This is a genomic window from Thiomonas sp. X19 (genome assembly GCF_900089495.1).
Classification (GTDB): Bacteria; Pseudomonadota; Gammaproteobacteria; order Burkholderiales; family Burkholderiaceae_C; genus Thiomonas_A.
Window position 1 is genome coordinate 1,988,444 of the sequence record NZ_LT605203.1, and the last position, 14,096, is coordinate 2,002,539.

Below are 14,096 nucleotides of genomic sequence, written 5' to 3' on the forward strand. Positions count from 1 at the left end.
CGCGGCATGCATGACGCCGGACAGGAGCCGACTTCGGTCGACCAGGCGCTGATCCGCCAGGATGTGGATGGTGGGGCGGCGCAGACCCACGACGCCAAGGGCAATCAGGGCAGCTCGGGCAGGGTGGGCAGGGTGGGGATCCGCATCCAAGGGATCCCACGCCTGGGCGGTGCCCGGCTGAGCAAGAACTTCAAGGTGGTGGCCTTCATCGGCGGTGGGGCACTTGCAGGTGGCATGCTGCTGGGTGTGCTGACGGCGGGGAACCGACCCAAGGCTGCGGTGGATGGTGCATCCGGGGCGATGGTGGGCCAGACCCGGCCGGACGTGGACGCGATGATGCGGGCGGCGCAGCGGGCTGCACAGGCCGATGCAGCGCGAAGGCATGCAGGTGGGACGGCCCCTGCGTCTGGTGCGAGCTCTGCCCTGCGCGGTGGTGCATCCCAGGTTGCCGCAGCCCTGCCTGCAGGAGGACAGGCATCGCAGCTCACGCCAGCGCAGAAGTACCGCCAGTGGTTGACGGCGCAGCATTACAAGGACCTGGAAGGTCGGGTGCTAGCGGCGCAGAGTGCGCAGGTGGCCCAGACCAGCGCTGCGGAACTGGGGATGATGCGCGGCGGGCCGCCGCGTGGTGACGGCGCGTCGACCGCGGATGCCTGGCGCCGACTCAGCGCGCTGGCGGCGACGCCGCAGGGCGCTGCGGACCCCCAGGTGCAGAAGGCGCTTGCAGCCTTGCAGCGGTCCACGGGTTTGGGGCTTGGTGAGACGGCGGAGGCGCAGGACTCGCAGGACCGCAATCAGGCCTTCCTGACCAGCGTGGAGCACCAGGCGTCGTCGGAGTCCGCGGGGTATCTGGATGCAGTGGCACAGCCACCGATCAGCGACCATGAGCTGTTCGCAGGCTCGGTGATTCCGGCGGTGATGCTGAGCGGCATCGACAGCGATCTGCCGGGCACGATCACGGCCCAGGTGCGCCAGACGGTGTACGACAGCCTGCATCCGGATGTTGTGGTCATTCCCCAAGGCACGCGCATTGTCGGTGTGTACAGCAGCGCGGTAGCCTATGGCCAGAGTCGGGTGCTGGTGGCGTGGGATCGGCTGATCTTCCCCGACGGGGCGATGATCGATCTGCGGGGGATGGCCGGTACGGACGGGCAAGGGCAGGCCGGCTTCCACGACCAGGTCGACAACCACGGCCTGCGGATCTTCGGCAGCGCGGTGCTGATGAGCCTGCTGGGCGTGGGGGCGCAGTTGAGCCAGCCGCAGAATGCCGGGGCGCTCAACACGCCGTCCGCGAGTCAGCAGGCGGCCGCGGCCCTGGCGCAGCAGATGGACAACGTGGGCACGAATCTGTTGAACAAGAACCTGAGCATCCAGCCGACCTTGACCATCCGTCCGGGCTATGCCTTCAACGTGCTGGTGAACCGGACGATGATCCTGCCGGCGTATGGGGGGCGGTGAGGGGCCGATCTGCCCATCGACACTCGACGCTCGCGCGCGTTCTACGGTGTCACCCCTGAGACACGATGCGCACGACCTTGCCCGGATTCATGATGTTGCGAGGATCCAGGGCGCGCTTGATCGCGACCATGGCATGCATTGATGGCCCCCGTTCCAGTTCAAGAAAGTCCAGCTTTCCGTACCCAATGCCATGCTCACCGGTACAGGTTCCACCGAGGCTGATGGCGTGGCGCATCAGACGGGCGTTGAGTTCCTCTGCGCGGGCCATCTCATCAGCATCGCCGGGATCAACGACGATGCACAGATGGAAATTGCCATCACCGACGTGACCACACATCGGCGCGGTGAGCCCCAACTCCAGGACGTCCTGCCGAGCTGCAAGCGCGGCATCACCGAGCTTTGAGATCGGCACGCATGCATCGGTCGGTATGCCTTGGCATCCTGGACGTAGGGCCAACGCCGCCCACCACACATCATGCCGTGCCTGCCAGAGTTGGGAGCGAGCCTCCGGTGTCGTGGCCGAGGTATAACCTGTGCCACCGTGTTCACGCGCGATCATCTCCACCATCTCGACTTGCTCCGCAAGGCTCGCAGGCGACCCCTGGAACTCGAAAAACAACGTTGGCACTTCGGGCAGATCGAGCTTCGAATACCGATTGCAGGCTGCAACTTGCAGTTCATCCAGAAACTCGATGCGGCCGATGGGTATACCCGCCTGGATCACCTGGATCACCGTCTCGATCGCTGCCTTGAGACTAGGGAAGCCGCATCGCGCGGCGCTCACGCTTTCGGGGAGCGGGTGCAGTTTGAGGGTCAGTTCAGTAATCACTCCCAGCGTGCCTTCAGCTCCGGTAAAGAGGCGCGTCAGATCATAGCCAGCGGCTGATTTCTTGGCGCGCCCTCCAGTCTCGATGACCTCGCCGTTAGCCATGACGACCTGAAGGGACATCACGTTCTCTCGCATCGTTCCATAGCGCACGGCGTTCGTGCCGGATGCACGCGTCGAAGCCATGCCGCCCAGCGAGGCATCTGCCACCGGGTCAATGGGAAAGTGAAGCCCGGTTCCGTGCAATTCGGCATTCAACTGCTTGCGCGTGACACCTGCTTGCACACGGCAATCGAAGTCTGCCGTGTTGACCTGCAGGATAGTGTTCATCTGCGACAGATCGATGCAGATGCCACCGGCGATCGCGCCCACGCCACCTTCACATGACGTTCCCGTACCGAATGCGATAACTGGCACCGATGATGCATGACATAGTGTGACGACTGCTGCGACTTCCTGAGTGGACTGCGCAAAGATGACGGCATCAGGGGGACATGTCGGATGAAAGGAGACATCTTTGCCGTGCTGATAGCGAATGGCTTGGCCAAGCGCACATCGATCTCCGAAGAGCTGTTTCAAATGGGCGATGAGCTGTGTTGTTTCACTTTTAGTCTTGGCATCCATGTGGCACTCCCAATGCGGTTTTGACGATCGTGGTCACTGTGCATACGGCTTGCTCTGCTGCTGCAAAGCACAGATGCAGATGGCGTTCGGTTTGTCTTGAGTGAAACTCTCAGCGTATCGTCCAAGCACCAATGAGCGCCCCTGCCAACAAGGCCAGCGCCGCCCCCAGCAGCGCCGCGCCCGCGCCAACCATGCCCCCCGCGTGCAGATGCAAAAAGCCGCCGAGCAAGGCGATGCCCAGTGCGCCTGCAGCCTGACGCGCGGTGTTGTTCACTGCCGAAGCCATGCCCGCGCGTTCCGGCGGCACGGCGCCGATGGCCGCATGCACCACGGCCGGCATGGCCGGCACCAGGCCCAGCCCGGCCAGCAGCAGCCAGGGCGCCATTGCGCTGAACGGCGTCTGCGCCTGTACCCGCGTCAGACCGAGATAGGCGATGCCCATCAGCGCTAGGCCGGCCACGGCCGTCCAGCGCGCGCCGAACCGCCCCACCAACCGCCCGCCAAAAGACACCAATGCTACGAAGGGCAGGAACATCAGGCTCAGCCGCACTCCGGCCTGCGCTGCCGACAAGCCCTGCGCATGCTGAAAGAACAGGCTCATGGCGAACAACATGCCCATGACCCCGAAGTTCATCAGCCCTGCCGCCACATTGGCCCCGGTGAAAGCCGGGCGACGAAAGAAGGCCAGCGGAATCAGCGGCTGCGCCACGCGGCCTTCCCACCAGACAAAGAGTCCGCCGGCCAACGCTGTGGCACCGCCAGCCAGCAGGATAGGCGGCGCGGTCCAGCCCAGCGCATGGCCTTCGATCAAGGCAAACAGCATGGCGGCAAGACAAACAGTGGCCAGCGCCTGCCCGGTCACGTCCAGCCGCCGCTGGGTATCGCCGTGGGATTCGCGCACCGAGCGCGCGGTCAGCAGCAAAGCGGCCAGCCCGACCGGCAGATTGATCCAGAAGATCGCCCGCCAGCCCAGCGCATCCACCAGCACCCCGCCCAGCGTCGGCCCGGCCACCAGCGCCACCCCGGAGATGCCAGCCCACAGGCCGATGGCCCGCGCCCGCAGCCGCGCATCGACGAAGGCCTGTCGCAGGATGGCCAGAGAGTTGGGCAGCAGCGCCGCGGCGCCCACGCCCTGCGCCACCCGCGCCGCGTTCAGCCAGGCCAGGTTCGGGGAAAGGGCGCACAGCAGCGAGGCCAGCACGAACACCACCAGGCCGATGGTGTAGACGCGCTTGCGCCCATGGAGGTCGGCCAGTTCGCCCGCGCCGAGCATCAGGCTGGAGAAGCTCAGGGCGTAGGCGTCGCTCACCCATTGCAGGCCAGAAAGACTGGTGTGCAACTCGCGATGAATCGCCGGCAGCGCGACATTGACCACGGTGATGTCGAGTTGCACCATGGACAGGCCGAGGGAGACGGCGAGCAATAAGCCGAGCGACGACACGGATGCGTCGCGCACGGCTTGTGTTGAAGCATCGGGCATGGATTCCCGTCTTGACATGCGGGTTAGTCAATGCGTCGCCGCACGGTGCGCAACCAGGGTGGTCATCGGCCAAAGCAAGGTGCAACTCCCGTCTATGTCCTGCACTGTCAGGAAATCGCGGACTCCCTTAAGACAATCCTCGTCCGAGTAATGCGGCTTGGCTGAAAACAGCAGACGCAAAAATTTGCCCAGATGCTGAGAATCCGCAAATCGCCACCGAGCCGTGTTGTCGTAGAACGCGGGACGGCCCCATCCCGTCAATCCACATAATGTGGTGGCGAACTCTTGGGACAAAAATGACACCTCATGGCCAGTCACGCAGGAGCGGGCGATGAAGCTGTCGAAATAACGTGCCAGGGCCGTGCCCGCGAAGATGTCGGTGATCACCAGCCGCCCACCGGGTTTGGTGTGCGCGGCGAATCGCTCAAACGCCCGGGTTTTGTCGCGGACATGGTGGATGGCCCCGCGGCTCCATACAGCGTCGAAACCCTTGAACGCCAGATCCAGATCTTCTGCAGCTTGGTGGTGGATGCAGACATTGCGCGACAGGATCTCGGCAAGCCCTTGCGTCTGCTCTGGCGCGGGATCAACGATGTCCAGGCGACCGTTCGATCCGAGCGTTCCGGCGATTTCGCGGCTGAAGTAACCTGTTCCGGCACCAACCTCCACAATGGATTCTCCCGGTCTTGGTTGAAGCATGTCGTGCATCAATCTCAAATCGTGATGCCACGCCTCCGGATAAATACGCAGGGCGTCCTGATAGTTCGTCGAGCGCTCTCCACTGAATTCGGCATCGGTGTCGGCATACATGGCAATAACCTCCGTATTGACAAAAGGTTGAAAACAACGATCAACAGCCGCATCCAACTGCGGCCGTGCTCCACTTCATTGCACGCTCTCCACCGCCAGCGGCGCTTTCTGTCCACCCTTGAATTGCGATAAGGTGATGACCGGATGCACCAATTCACCGGTGGCGGTGAAGCGGATGCGCTTCTTGGTCACGCCGTCGTAGTCGATGTTGCGGATGAAGGGCAGATAGACCTTGGGATCTGCCGACTTGGCCTTCATCATGGCGTGCGCCAGCACCATGGTGGCGTCATAGGCGTAGGACGAGAAGGGTTGCAGGGCACCGGCGCCGAACTCCTGGTCGTAGCGCGTCTTCCACGCGGGCCCGCCCGGCATGTCCTTCAGCGGCGCGCCGCCTTCGGCGCAGATGGTGCCGTCGACGGCCGAGCCCGCGAGCTTGGCCAGTTCGCTGGTGCAGATGCCGTCACCGCCCATGAACCGGCTCTTGATGCCGAGCTGCTGCATCTGGCGCAGCATCGGCCCGGCCTGGGTGTACGCACCGCCGTAGAAAATCAGCGCCGGATGATCGGCCTTGATCTTGGTGAGAATGGCACTGAAGTCGGTAGCATGGTCGCTGGTGTGTTCGCGGTCGACGACGCGCAGGCCATCCTTCTTGGCATCTGCGGAAAAGACCTTGGCGATGCCTTGTCCATAGGCGGTGCCGTCATCGACCACAGCCACGGTCTTGAGGTGAAGGGTGTGCGCCGCGTACTGCGCCAACCCCGCGCCAATGGCGTTGTCGTTGGCCAGCATGCGGAAGAAGGTCTTGAAACCTTGCTGCGCGATTTTCGGATCGGTGGACGAGGGGGTGATGTCCGGGATGCCGGCCTGGTCGTAGATGCGCGAGGCCGGGTAGGTGCAACCCGAATCCAGATGGCCGACCACGCCATTGACCTTTTCATCGACGAACTTCTGCGCCACCACGGTGGCCTGCTTGGGGTCGGCCTGGTCATCCTCGGTGTCGACCTTCCACAGCACCGGCTTGCCGTCAATCTCGGCGTGCTGCGCATTGAGCGTCTTCATCGCCATGATCACGCCGTTGACAGCGTCCTGTCCATACGCCGACTGCGGCCCGGTGAGCGGCCCCGCCGTGCCGATGCGCACAGTCAACTCGTCGGCGCGCGCCGCGGCCAGGGTCAGCGTGAATAGGGATGAAACGAACACCATCCTCTGCAATGCATGCATCACTTCGCTCCTTCTGTTGGGGATACAGAAACCGGATCAAGCCAAATGTTTTCCGATGTGGAGGCCATCCGAAGCGTGCACATGCATGATCCAGTCGATCCCGGGACCTAACAAGTAAGCAAAGCGCGATCCCAAAAAACGACCATTAGTAAACAACGTTACAAGCAGAACATTTCATTGAACTCCTTGGAGTATGATGGGCGGTATCCGTCATGATTTATTCCAGCGGTTACATCTTAAAATATGCAATAGATTGAAAATTTCTCAAAATTTGTCTGGCCTATCGACGAATAGAGCGGGTCATCGCAAAATTATTGACGGCGTGCCCCACAATTGGTGGGCAATCAGGTGCTTTTGGCACCGGAGATGTGCGTATGGAGGCAAAACTATCACCTGCAACAAGCCTCTGCGAAGCCCGGGGCAGTTCACTTAGTTGTCCCATAAACGCCTGATCTACGTTTGAAAATCAAGGACTTAACAAATTGGCTAGACGGATTGAATGGGACAAGTGGAGGCGTCTAAGTTGTTGGTTCTACGAAACAAATCTGCTGGGAAATGAAGAGGCTACGAACCAAGGGGTCGTGGGTTCGAATCCTGCCGGGCGCACCAATTCAAGGCTCAGATCTTCACGGATCTGGGCCTTTTTCGTTTGTGCGTGGCAGGGCAGGTTTGCATTGCACAATGCCGGACAACCGCTCTCGCACGATTCCCCATGACATTCACGTCCCGTTCGTCGATCGTTCTCGCTGTTTGGGCTTGTCTTTTGGGCTGGGCTCAAGGCGCGCCGGCTCCTGTTGCCGCATCCAGTCAGCCCGTCGGGCAAAGCGAGGCTCCCCCGGTCACCGTGGTGATCGGCAGCGCCGCTCCTCTGACAGGGCCGCAGGCGGCCTATGGCGAGGACAACACCGACGGCGTGCGCCTGGCCATCGACGCGTTGAACCGTCAGCACATCTCGATCGCCGGTCGGCCGGTTGTGTGGGTGCTCGACGCCCAGGATGATCGCGGCGACCCGAAGCGTGCTGCCGAAGTGGCGCAGAAGTTTGTCGCCGCGCATGTGAACGGCGTGGTTGGCCATCTCGATTCCAGTTGCACGGCGGCGGCTTCGCCGATTTACTTCAAGGCGGGCATTCCCGAAATCACGCCCTCATCCAGCGACCCCAAACTCGCGCAGCAAGGGTTCGATACCTTCTACCGCATCATCGCCAACGACTACGCCATTGGTGCCGGCCTGGCGCTGTATGCCGAGAAGGGCCTGCAGGCCAAGACCGTGGTCGTCGTGGATGATCGCAGCACCTATGGCATCAGCGTGAGCCACGCCTTTTCACGCGTGGCCCGACTGGTGGGCCTGCAGATCGAAGCGCGCGAAACCATCCAGGCCGACGTCATGGATTTCAGCAGCCTGCTGGACAAGATCAAGACCATGAATCCGGATGTGGTTTTTTTTGGGGGCATGGCTGCGCAAGCTGGCCCCATGCTGCAGCAAATGCGCGGCATGGGCATCAAGGCGCGCTTGCTGGGGGGCGATGGCATCTGCACCCCGGAACTTGCCAGGCTTGCAGGTGCAGCGGCGAATTCGGACGTGATTTGTGCCGATGGCGGCGTTCCGGTATCACGCATGCCTGGTGGAGAGGCCTGGCAACGACGCTTCACCGCCCAATTCGGCGCGAACGCGTTCCAACTGTATTCACCCTATGCCTACGACGCCACCATGGTGCTGGCGCACGCGATGATGAAAGCTGGGTCGACGAATCCAGCGGTCTATCGGCATGACATCCGGCATCTGGATTATGACGGCGTGACCAAGACCGACATTCGTTTCAACCGGGATGGTGAACTTGTCGATCCCGCCATCACGATTTCAAGTTTCCCCGAGGGCCGGAAAACAGCACTCAGCAAGTAGTCGCGGTGCTTGCTGAGTGGTTGCAGCAAGCACCAAAAAAAACGGGAGTGCATCGCACTCCCGTTTTGCAGAATCATTCCCGAGGGAATAATTATTTCTTCATGCTCAGAATCCAGGTCACCAATTCCTTCGCTTCAGCCGGGGTCACTTGGGGGTTGGCAGGCATGGGAACCGGGCCCCAGACGCCGGACACACCGTGCAGCACGGCATTCACCAGGGTGGCTTCGGCACCGGGCTTGCCGGCGTACTTGGCGGCCACGTCCTGATACGAAGGGCCAACGAGCTTTTTGTCGACAGCGTGGCAAGCCAGGCAGTTCTTGGCCTTGGCCAGAGCCATCATGTCGGCAGCGTTGGCTTGGGACACGGCGGCGACAGCCAGACCGACAGCAATCAAAATCTTCTTCATTCCAGATCTCCAAGGTTGAGCGAAGCTATGCGCTATAACGCGACGCCATGCAGGCGGTTGACATGCTCGGCATGAATGGCGCGACAGCAGCGAGAATGCTAACCGACGCGTGGGCTGAGTTGCGTGTCATGATGCTGCAAACGATTGCATTTTGATCCTGATTTTGATTTTGGTCTTGATGAATGGAGAACGGTCATGTGGGTATTGGTTGTTGCAATCGTGCTACTGGGGCTGAAGTTCGCCGCGATCGGTCCCTTTGCGACCCTGTCCTGGTGGTGGATCGCCATCCCGCTGGCCATCGTCTTCGTCTGGTGGGAAATCATCGATCCGATGTTCGCCGTCTCGCAAAAGCGCGCCATGCGCGGGATGGACGAGCGCAAGAAGGAACGCAACGAAAAGGCACGCAAGGCCCTGGGCATGCGTTCACGCAAATAAGCCGCTTGCTTGGGCTAAACTTGGCTGTCGTCAGGAGAGAGTCGAAGTGCCGTTGCGCGGCGCCTTGGCCGCCGAAGGCGTAAACCCGGGATCGCCGGGTGTACCGCTCAGGCAAAAGGACTGATGACACCCTCACGGGTTACCTCACTGGAGAGCGGCGCCCGCGGCATGTGCGGCGTCCACCGAAGGGGCAAGCCGAGCGCCGGAGGCGCCCGGTCAATCTCTCAGGTACCAAGGACAGCGGGGCGTCGTCACCAGGGCATGCCCTGGTGGATTTCCGCCCCCATTGGAGCCTTGCGTGTCTGTCCAAACCGAGCCCGTCCTGCTGCAAACCCCCTTATTCCTGCTGCACCAGTTGCTGGGCGCCAAGATGGTGCCGTTCGCCGGTTATGTCATGCCGGTGCAGTATCCAGGCGGCATCATGGCCGAGCATCTCCACACCCGCGCCGCAGCCGGTCTGTTCGATGTCTCGCATATGGGCCAGGTGCGCATTTCCGGGTCGGATGCGGCAGCGGCGCTCGAAAGCCTCATCCCCATCGACGTGGCAGGTTTGCCCCAGGGGCGTCAGCGCTACGGCTATTTCACCAACGATGCAGGCGGGATCCGCGACGACCTGATGCTGACCCACCGTCCGCTGGAAAGCGGTCAGGACAGCGAGTATTTCCTCATCGTCAACGCCGCCTGCAAGACCCAGGATTTGGCGTGGATGCGCGAGCGCATCGGTGCGCGCTGCCGCATTGAAGAACTGCCTGGCCAGGGGCTGATGGCGCTGCAAGGCCCCAAGGCGCTGGCGGCGCTGCAAACCCTGCTGCCGGACGTGGCCAAGCTGCGCTTCATGGACGCTGCCTGGTTCGAGTTGCCCGCGTCCGTCTGCAGGCACCCCGTGTTCATCAGCCGCAGCGGCTACACCGGCGAAGATGGCGTCGAAATTTCGGTGCGCCAGCGGGATGCCGAGCCGCTGGCCCGCGCCTTGCTCGATCTGCCCGACGTGCGGCCCGTGGGCCTGGGCGCGCGCGACAGCCTGCGCCTGGAAGCCGGGCTGTGTCTTTACGGGCATGACATGGATGAGACCACCACGCCCGTGGAGGCCAGCTTGCAATGGGCCATGCAGAAGGTGCGCCGCACAGGCGGGGCGCGCGCCGGCGGGTTCCCCGGATCCGAGGTCATCCTCGCGCAGCTTGACGACCCGGCTCGCGTGGCACGCAAGCGCGTCGGGCTCGTCGCCGAAGAGCGCGTGCCGGTGCGCGAGGGCACCATCCTGGTGGACGCCGGCGGCCGCGAGCTTGGACGCGTCACCAGCGGCAGCCTCACCCCCACGGCCAATGCGCCGGTCGCCATGGGCTATGTCGAAAGCGCCATGGCCGTTCCCGGCAATGCCCTGTTCGCGCAGGTTCGTGGCAAACAGGTGCCCATGCGTGTTGCCCCCATGCCATTCACGCCTCACGGCTATGTGCGCAATTGAACCTGCGCACTGCAGTTCGCCGGCTTTTTTTCCTCATCGTTTTTCATGTCCACATTGACCGACACGGAGTTCACCATGACCATCAAGTACACCCCCGACCATGAATGGGTTCGCCTCGAAGCCGACGGCACCGTGACGGTCGGCATCACCGTTCATGCGCAAGACGCCTTGGGCGATGTGGTGTTCGTCGAATTGCCCGCCGTCGGCAAGACCTTTGCGCAGAAAGACACGGCTGGCGTGGTCGAGTCGGTCAAAGCCGCGGCCGACGTCTACATGCCGCTGTCCGGCGAAATCACCGCCGGCAACGACGCCCTGGTGGCCGATCCTTCGATGGCGAATTCCGATCCGCAAGGGTCGGGCTGGTTTTTCAAGATGCGCCCGAGCGACCCCGCACAGTTGGACGCGCTGATGGACCAGGCCGCCTACGACAAACTGTTGCAAGGCGCCTGAAAACCTCCCTGCCATCGCCTGCCGCATGCTGCGGCCCGGAGGCTGGCGCTGACCAAGACGAGTTCCACCATGTTGATGCAAACCGAACCCACCCTCACCGAACTGGAAGACGCCGCCGCCTTCCAGCGCCGCCACATCGGCCCGAGCGAAGCCGAGCAGGCGCAAATGCTGCGCGTACTGGGCCAGCCCGATCTGGAAGCCTTGATGCGCGAAGTCATTCCTGCCGACATCCGCCGCGCCCGGCCGTTCGAGTTGCCGGCCGCCGTGGGCGAGGAGGCTGCGCTGGCCGAGTTGCGCCACATCGCCACGCAAAACCGGGTGATGCGCAGCTTCATCGGCCAGGGTTATGCCAACGCGCACATGCCCGGCGTGATTCAGCGCAATGTGCTGGAGAACCCGGCCTGGTACACCGCCTACACGCCGTATCAGCCGGAAATCAGCCAGGGCCGGCTGGAAGCGCTCATCAACTTCCAGACCATGGTCACCGACCTGACCGGCCTGGACGTGGCCAACGCCTCGATGCTCGACGAAGCCACCGCCGCGGCCGAGGCCATGACCCTGGCGCTGCGTGGCGGCAAGAGCGCCAGCCGCAGCATGTTCGTGGCCGACGACGTGCTGCCGCAGACGCTGGAAGTCATTCGCACCCGTGCGCGCCCGCTCGATCTGGAGGTGGTGGTCGGCCCCGCCACGCAAGCCGCGCAAGTGCCGCATTTCGCCGTGCTCCTGCAGTATCCCGGTGTGGATGGCGGCGTGCACGACCATCGCGCGCTCATCGCCGCGGCCAAGGCGCAGGGCGCCGTGGTCATCGTCGCGGCCGACATCCTGGCGCTCACGCTGCTGGCTTCGCCGGGTGAATTGGGCGCCGACATTGCCGTCGGCAACACCCAGCGCTTCGGCTTGCCGCTGGGCTTCGGTGGCCCGCACGCCGCCTATATGGCGGTGCGCGATGGACTCAAGCGCCAGATGCCCGGCAGGCTCGTGGGGGTGAGCGTGGACAGCCACGGCCAGCCGGCCTACCGCCTGGCGCTGCAAACCCGCGAGCAACATATCCGCCGCGAAAAGGCCACCAGCAATATCTGCACCGCGCAGGTGTTGCCCGCCGTGCTGGCCAGCATGTACGCCGTCTATCACGGCCCGCAGGGCCTGCGCCGCATCGCCCAGCGGGTGCACGCCTACACCGTCATCCTGGCCAATGCGCTGCAGGCGCAAGGCTGGTGCTTGCAGCATGCGGCCTTCTTCGACACCCTCACGGTCTTGACAGGCGCCCACACCGCAGCGGTGCACGCGACCGCCGAGCAAGCTGGCATCAACTTGCGCCATGCCGGCAGCGACCGCGTGGGCGTTGCGCTCGACGAAACCGTCACGCGCGAGGATCTGCTCAAGGTGCTGGGTGCCTTTGCCCAGGCGCGCGGCGCAAGCCGGCCGGACGCCAGCCTGTTCGCCGCCCATGCCAAGGGTGTGGCGCCGCGTTACCCGCTGGCGCTTGCCCGCACCAGCAACTACCTCACCCACCCGGTGTTCAGCCGCCACCACAGCGAGACCGAGATGCTGCGCTATCTGCGCCGCTTGGCCGACAAGGACATCGCGCTCGACCGGGCGATGATTCCGCTGGGTTCGTGCACCATGAAGCTCAATGCCACCAGTGAGATGATCCCCATCACCTGGCTCGAGTTCGGCAGCATCCACCCCTTCGCCCCGGCCGAGCAGACCCGGGGCTATGCGCGCCTCGCCGCAGATCTGGAGCAATGGTTGTCGCAAGCCACGGGCTACGCCGCCGTCAGCCTGCAGCCCAATGCGGGCTCGCAGGGCGAGTACGCCGGTCTGCTGGCCATCCATGCCTGGCACGAGAGTCGTGGCGAGACGCAGCGCGACATCTGCCTCATCCCCTCGTCGGCCCACGGCACCAACCCGGCTTCGGCACAAATGGCCGGCATGCAGGTGGTGGTGGTGGCTTGCGACGCGCAAGGCAGCGTCGATCTCGACGACTTGCGCGCCAAGGCGCAGCAGCACGCGGCGCGGCTGTCGGCCTGCATGATCACCTATCCATCCACCCACGGCGTGTTCGAGCCGCGCGTGCGCGAAATTTGCGACATCGTCCATCAGCATGGCGGCCAGGTTTATGTGGATGGTGCCAACATGAACGCCATGGTCGGGCTGGCGAGCCCGCCCGAGTTCGGTGCCGACGTTTCCCACCTCAACCTGCACAAGACTTTCTGCATCCCGCATGGCGGCGGCGGTCCCGGCGTCGGTCCGGTGGCGGTACGCGCGCATCTGGCTCCCTTCCTGCCCGGCCACGCCAGCAGTGGCGACGCCGGCAAGGCGGTGGGTGCGGTGAGTTCCGCGGCCCTTGGCAATGCCTCGGTTCTGCCCATCACCTGGATGTATATCCGCATGATGGGCGCGGCCGGACTGACTGCGGCCAGCGCCGTGTCCATCCTCAGCGCCAACTACATGGCGCGTCGCCTGGCGCCCCATTTCCCGGTGCTCTACACCGGCGACAGCGGCTTCGTCGCGCATGAATGCATTCTGGATTTGCGCGGCCTGAAAGACGCCAGCGGCATCAGCAACGAAGACGTCGCCAAGCGCCTGATGGACTACGGCTTCCACGCGCCGACCATGAGCTTCCCGGTTCCCGGCACGCTCATGATCGAGCCGACCGAGAGCGAGTCGCTCGCTGAAGTCGACCGTTTTGTCGAAGCCATGATCGCCATCCGCAGTGAAATCGCCCTGGTGGAGCAGGGCGCCCTGCCGCGCGAAGACAACCCGCTCAAGGCCGCTCCTTTCACGGCGGCCGCCACCTTCGGGGCCGACTGGCCCCATGCCTACAGCCGCGAGCAAGCGGCTTTCCCGGTACGGGCCCTGCGCAGCCACAAGTACTGGGTGCCGGTGGGACGGATCGACAATGTCTGGGGTGACCGCAATCTGCAGTGCGCCTGCATCCCGGTGTCGGCCTACGCCGACGCGACGGAGGCTGAAGTCAGCTGAGGGCGACGCTGGACCGCATCGCGGTCAGCGTCGCTTGCA

Annotated in this window: 11 protein-coding genes and 2 riboswitches; of the genes, 6 read left to right on the top strand and 5 right to left on the bottom strand. The window is 63.6% G+C overall.

What is annotated here, in order from left to right:
- Nucleotides 1-6: 6 nt before the first annotated feature.
- Entirely contained in the window at nucleotides 7-1,458 is a 1,452-nt protein-coding gene (locus tag THIX_RS09415; protein WP_112486033.1) for a TrbI/VirB10 family protein, read from the top strand.
- A gap of 49 nt (nucleotides 1,459-1,507) precedes the next feature.
- Here the strand turns inward: THIX_RS09415 and THIX_RS09420 are convergent, their stop codons facing one another.
- The 4 genes from THIX_RS09420 to THIX_RS09435 all read right to left on the bottom strand — a co-directional run bounded on the left by THIX_RS09420 (nucleotide 1,508) and on the right by THIX_RS09435 (nucleotide 6,419).
- Nucleotides 1,508-2,908 (bottom strand): FAD-binding oxidoreductase, encoded by a 1,401-nt coding sequence (locus THIX_RS09420; RefSeq protein WP_112486034.1) that lies wholly within the window; start codon nucleotides 2,906-2,908, stop codon nucleotides 1,508-1,510.
- Between the two features lie 109 nt (nucleotides 2,909-3,017).
- Nucleotides 3,018-4,364, bottom strand: a complete 1,347-nt coding sequence (locus tag THIX_RS09425) for an MFS transporter (protein ID WP_158540848.1) — start codon at nucleotides 4,362-4,364, stop codon at nucleotides 3,018-3,020.
- A gap of 51 nt (nucleotides 4,365-4,415) precedes the next feature.
- Entirely contained in the window at nucleotides 4,416-5,198 is a 783-nt protein-coding gene (locus THIX_RS09430; RefSeq protein WP_112486036.1) for a class I SAM-dependent methyltransferase, read from the bottom strand.
- Between the two features lie 75 nt (nucleotides 5,199-5,273).
- Nucleotides 5,274-6,419, bottom strand: coding sequence for a branched-chain amino acid ABC transporter substrate-binding protein (locus THIX_RS09435; RefSeq protein ID WP_112486037.1), 1,146 nt, complete (start codon nucleotides 6,417-6,419; stop codon nucleotides 5,274-5,276).
- A gap of 712 nt (nucleotides 6,420-7,131) precedes the next feature.
- Here THIX_RS09435 and THIX_RS09440 point away from each other — a divergent pair.
- Nucleotides 7,132-8,319 carry a branched-chain amino acid ABC transporter substrate-binding protein gene (locus tag THIX_RS09440; RefSeq protein ID WP_112486038.1) on the top strand — a complete coding sequence of 396 codons (1,188 nt, stop codon included), beginning with the start codon at nucleotides 7,132-7,134 and terminating at the stop codon, nucleotides 8,317-8,319.
- A 91-nt stretch (nucleotides 8,320-8,410) separates the two neighbouring features.
- Here THIX_RS09440 and THIX_RS09445 read toward each other — a convergent pair whose 3' ends face one another.
- Entirely contained in the window at nucleotides 8,411-8,725 is a 315-nt protein-coding gene (locus THIX_RS09445; protein ID WP_112486039.1) for a c-type cytochrome, read from the bottom strand.
- A gap of 144 nt (nucleotides 8,726-8,869) precedes the next feature.
- Here THIX_RS09445 and THIX_RS09450 point away from each other — a divergent pair, with 144 nt between their 5' ends.
- From THIX_RS09450 to gcvP, 4 genes are all read left to right on the top strand, one after another.
- A complete protein-coding gene (locus THIX_RS09450) occupies nucleotides 8,870-9,160 on the top strand; it encodes a TIGR04438 family Trp-rich protein (RefSeq protein ID WP_233224487.1) in 291 nt (96 codons plus the stop codon).
- A gap of 21 nt (nucleotides 9,161-9,181) precedes the next feature.
- Nucleotides 9,182-9,293, top strand: a riboswitch (glycine riboswitch).
- 4 nt (nucleotides 9,294-9,297) lie between these two features.
- A riboswitch (glycine riboswitch) is annotated at nucleotides 9,298-9,411 on the top strand.
- Between the two features lie 47 nt (nucleotides 9,412-9,458).
- The gene (gene gcvT / locus THIX_RS09455) at nucleotides 9,459-10,622 is read left to right on the top strand and encodes a glycine cleavage system aminomethyltransferase GcvT (protein WP_112486041.1); all 1,164 of its coding nucleotides are present in this window, start codon (nucleotides 9,459-9,461) and stop codon (nucleotides 10,620-10,622) included.
- Between the two features lie 75 nt (nucleotides 10,623-10,697).
- The gene (gcvH, locus tag THIX_RS09460; RefSeq protein WP_112488284.1) at nucleotides 10,698-11,072 is read left to right on the top strand and encodes a glycine cleavage system protein GcvH; all 375 of its coding nucleotides are present in this window, start codon (nucleotides 10,698-10,700) and stop codon (nucleotides 11,070-11,072) included.
- Between the two features lie 69 nt (nucleotides 11,073-11,141).
- The gene (gene gcvP / locus THIX_RS09465; protein WP_112486042.1) at nucleotides 11,142-14,057 is read left to right on the top strand and encodes an aminomethyl-transferring glycine dehydrogenase; all 2,916 of its coding nucleotides are present in this window, start codon (nucleotides 11,142-11,144) and stop codon (nucleotides 14,055-14,057) included.
- The last annotated feature ends 39 nt before the right edge of the window (nucleotides 14,058-14,096 follow it).

Excerpts from the sequence above, each read along its gene's own strand:
- THIX_RS09415 (WP_112486033.1), top strand. The coding sequence starts at position 7 with ATGCATGACGCCGGACAGGAGCCGACTTCGGTCGACCAGGCGCTGATC.
- THIX_RS09420 (WP_112486034.1), bottom strand. The coding sequence starts at position 2,908 with ATGGATGCCAAGACTAAAAGTGAAACAACACAGCTCATCGCCCATTTG.
- THIX_RS09430 (WP_112486036.1), bottom strand. The coding sequence starts at position 5,198 with ATGTATGCCGACACCGATGCCGAATTCAGTGGAGAGCGCTCGACGAAC.
- THIX_RS09435 (WP_112486037.1), bottom strand. The coding sequence starts at position 6,419 with ATGCATGCATTGCAGAGGATGGTGTTCGTTTCATCCCTATTCACGCTG.
- THIX_RS09440 (WP_112486038.1), top strand. The coding sequence starts at position 7,132 with ATGACATTCACGTCCCGTTCGTCGATCGTTCTCGCTGTTTGGGCTTGT.
- THIX_RS09445 (WP_112486039.1), bottom strand. The coding sequence starts at position 8,725 with ATGAAGAAGATTTTGATTGCTGTCGGTCTGGCTGTCGCCGCCGTGTCC.
- gcvH (WP_112488284.1), top strand. The coding sequence starts at position 10,698 with ATGACCATCAAGTACACCCCCGACCATGAATGGGTTCGCCTCGAAGCC.
- gcvP (WP_112486042.1), top strand. The coding sequence starts at position 11,142 with ATGTTGATGCAAACCGAACCCACCCTCACCGAACTGGAAGACGCCGCC.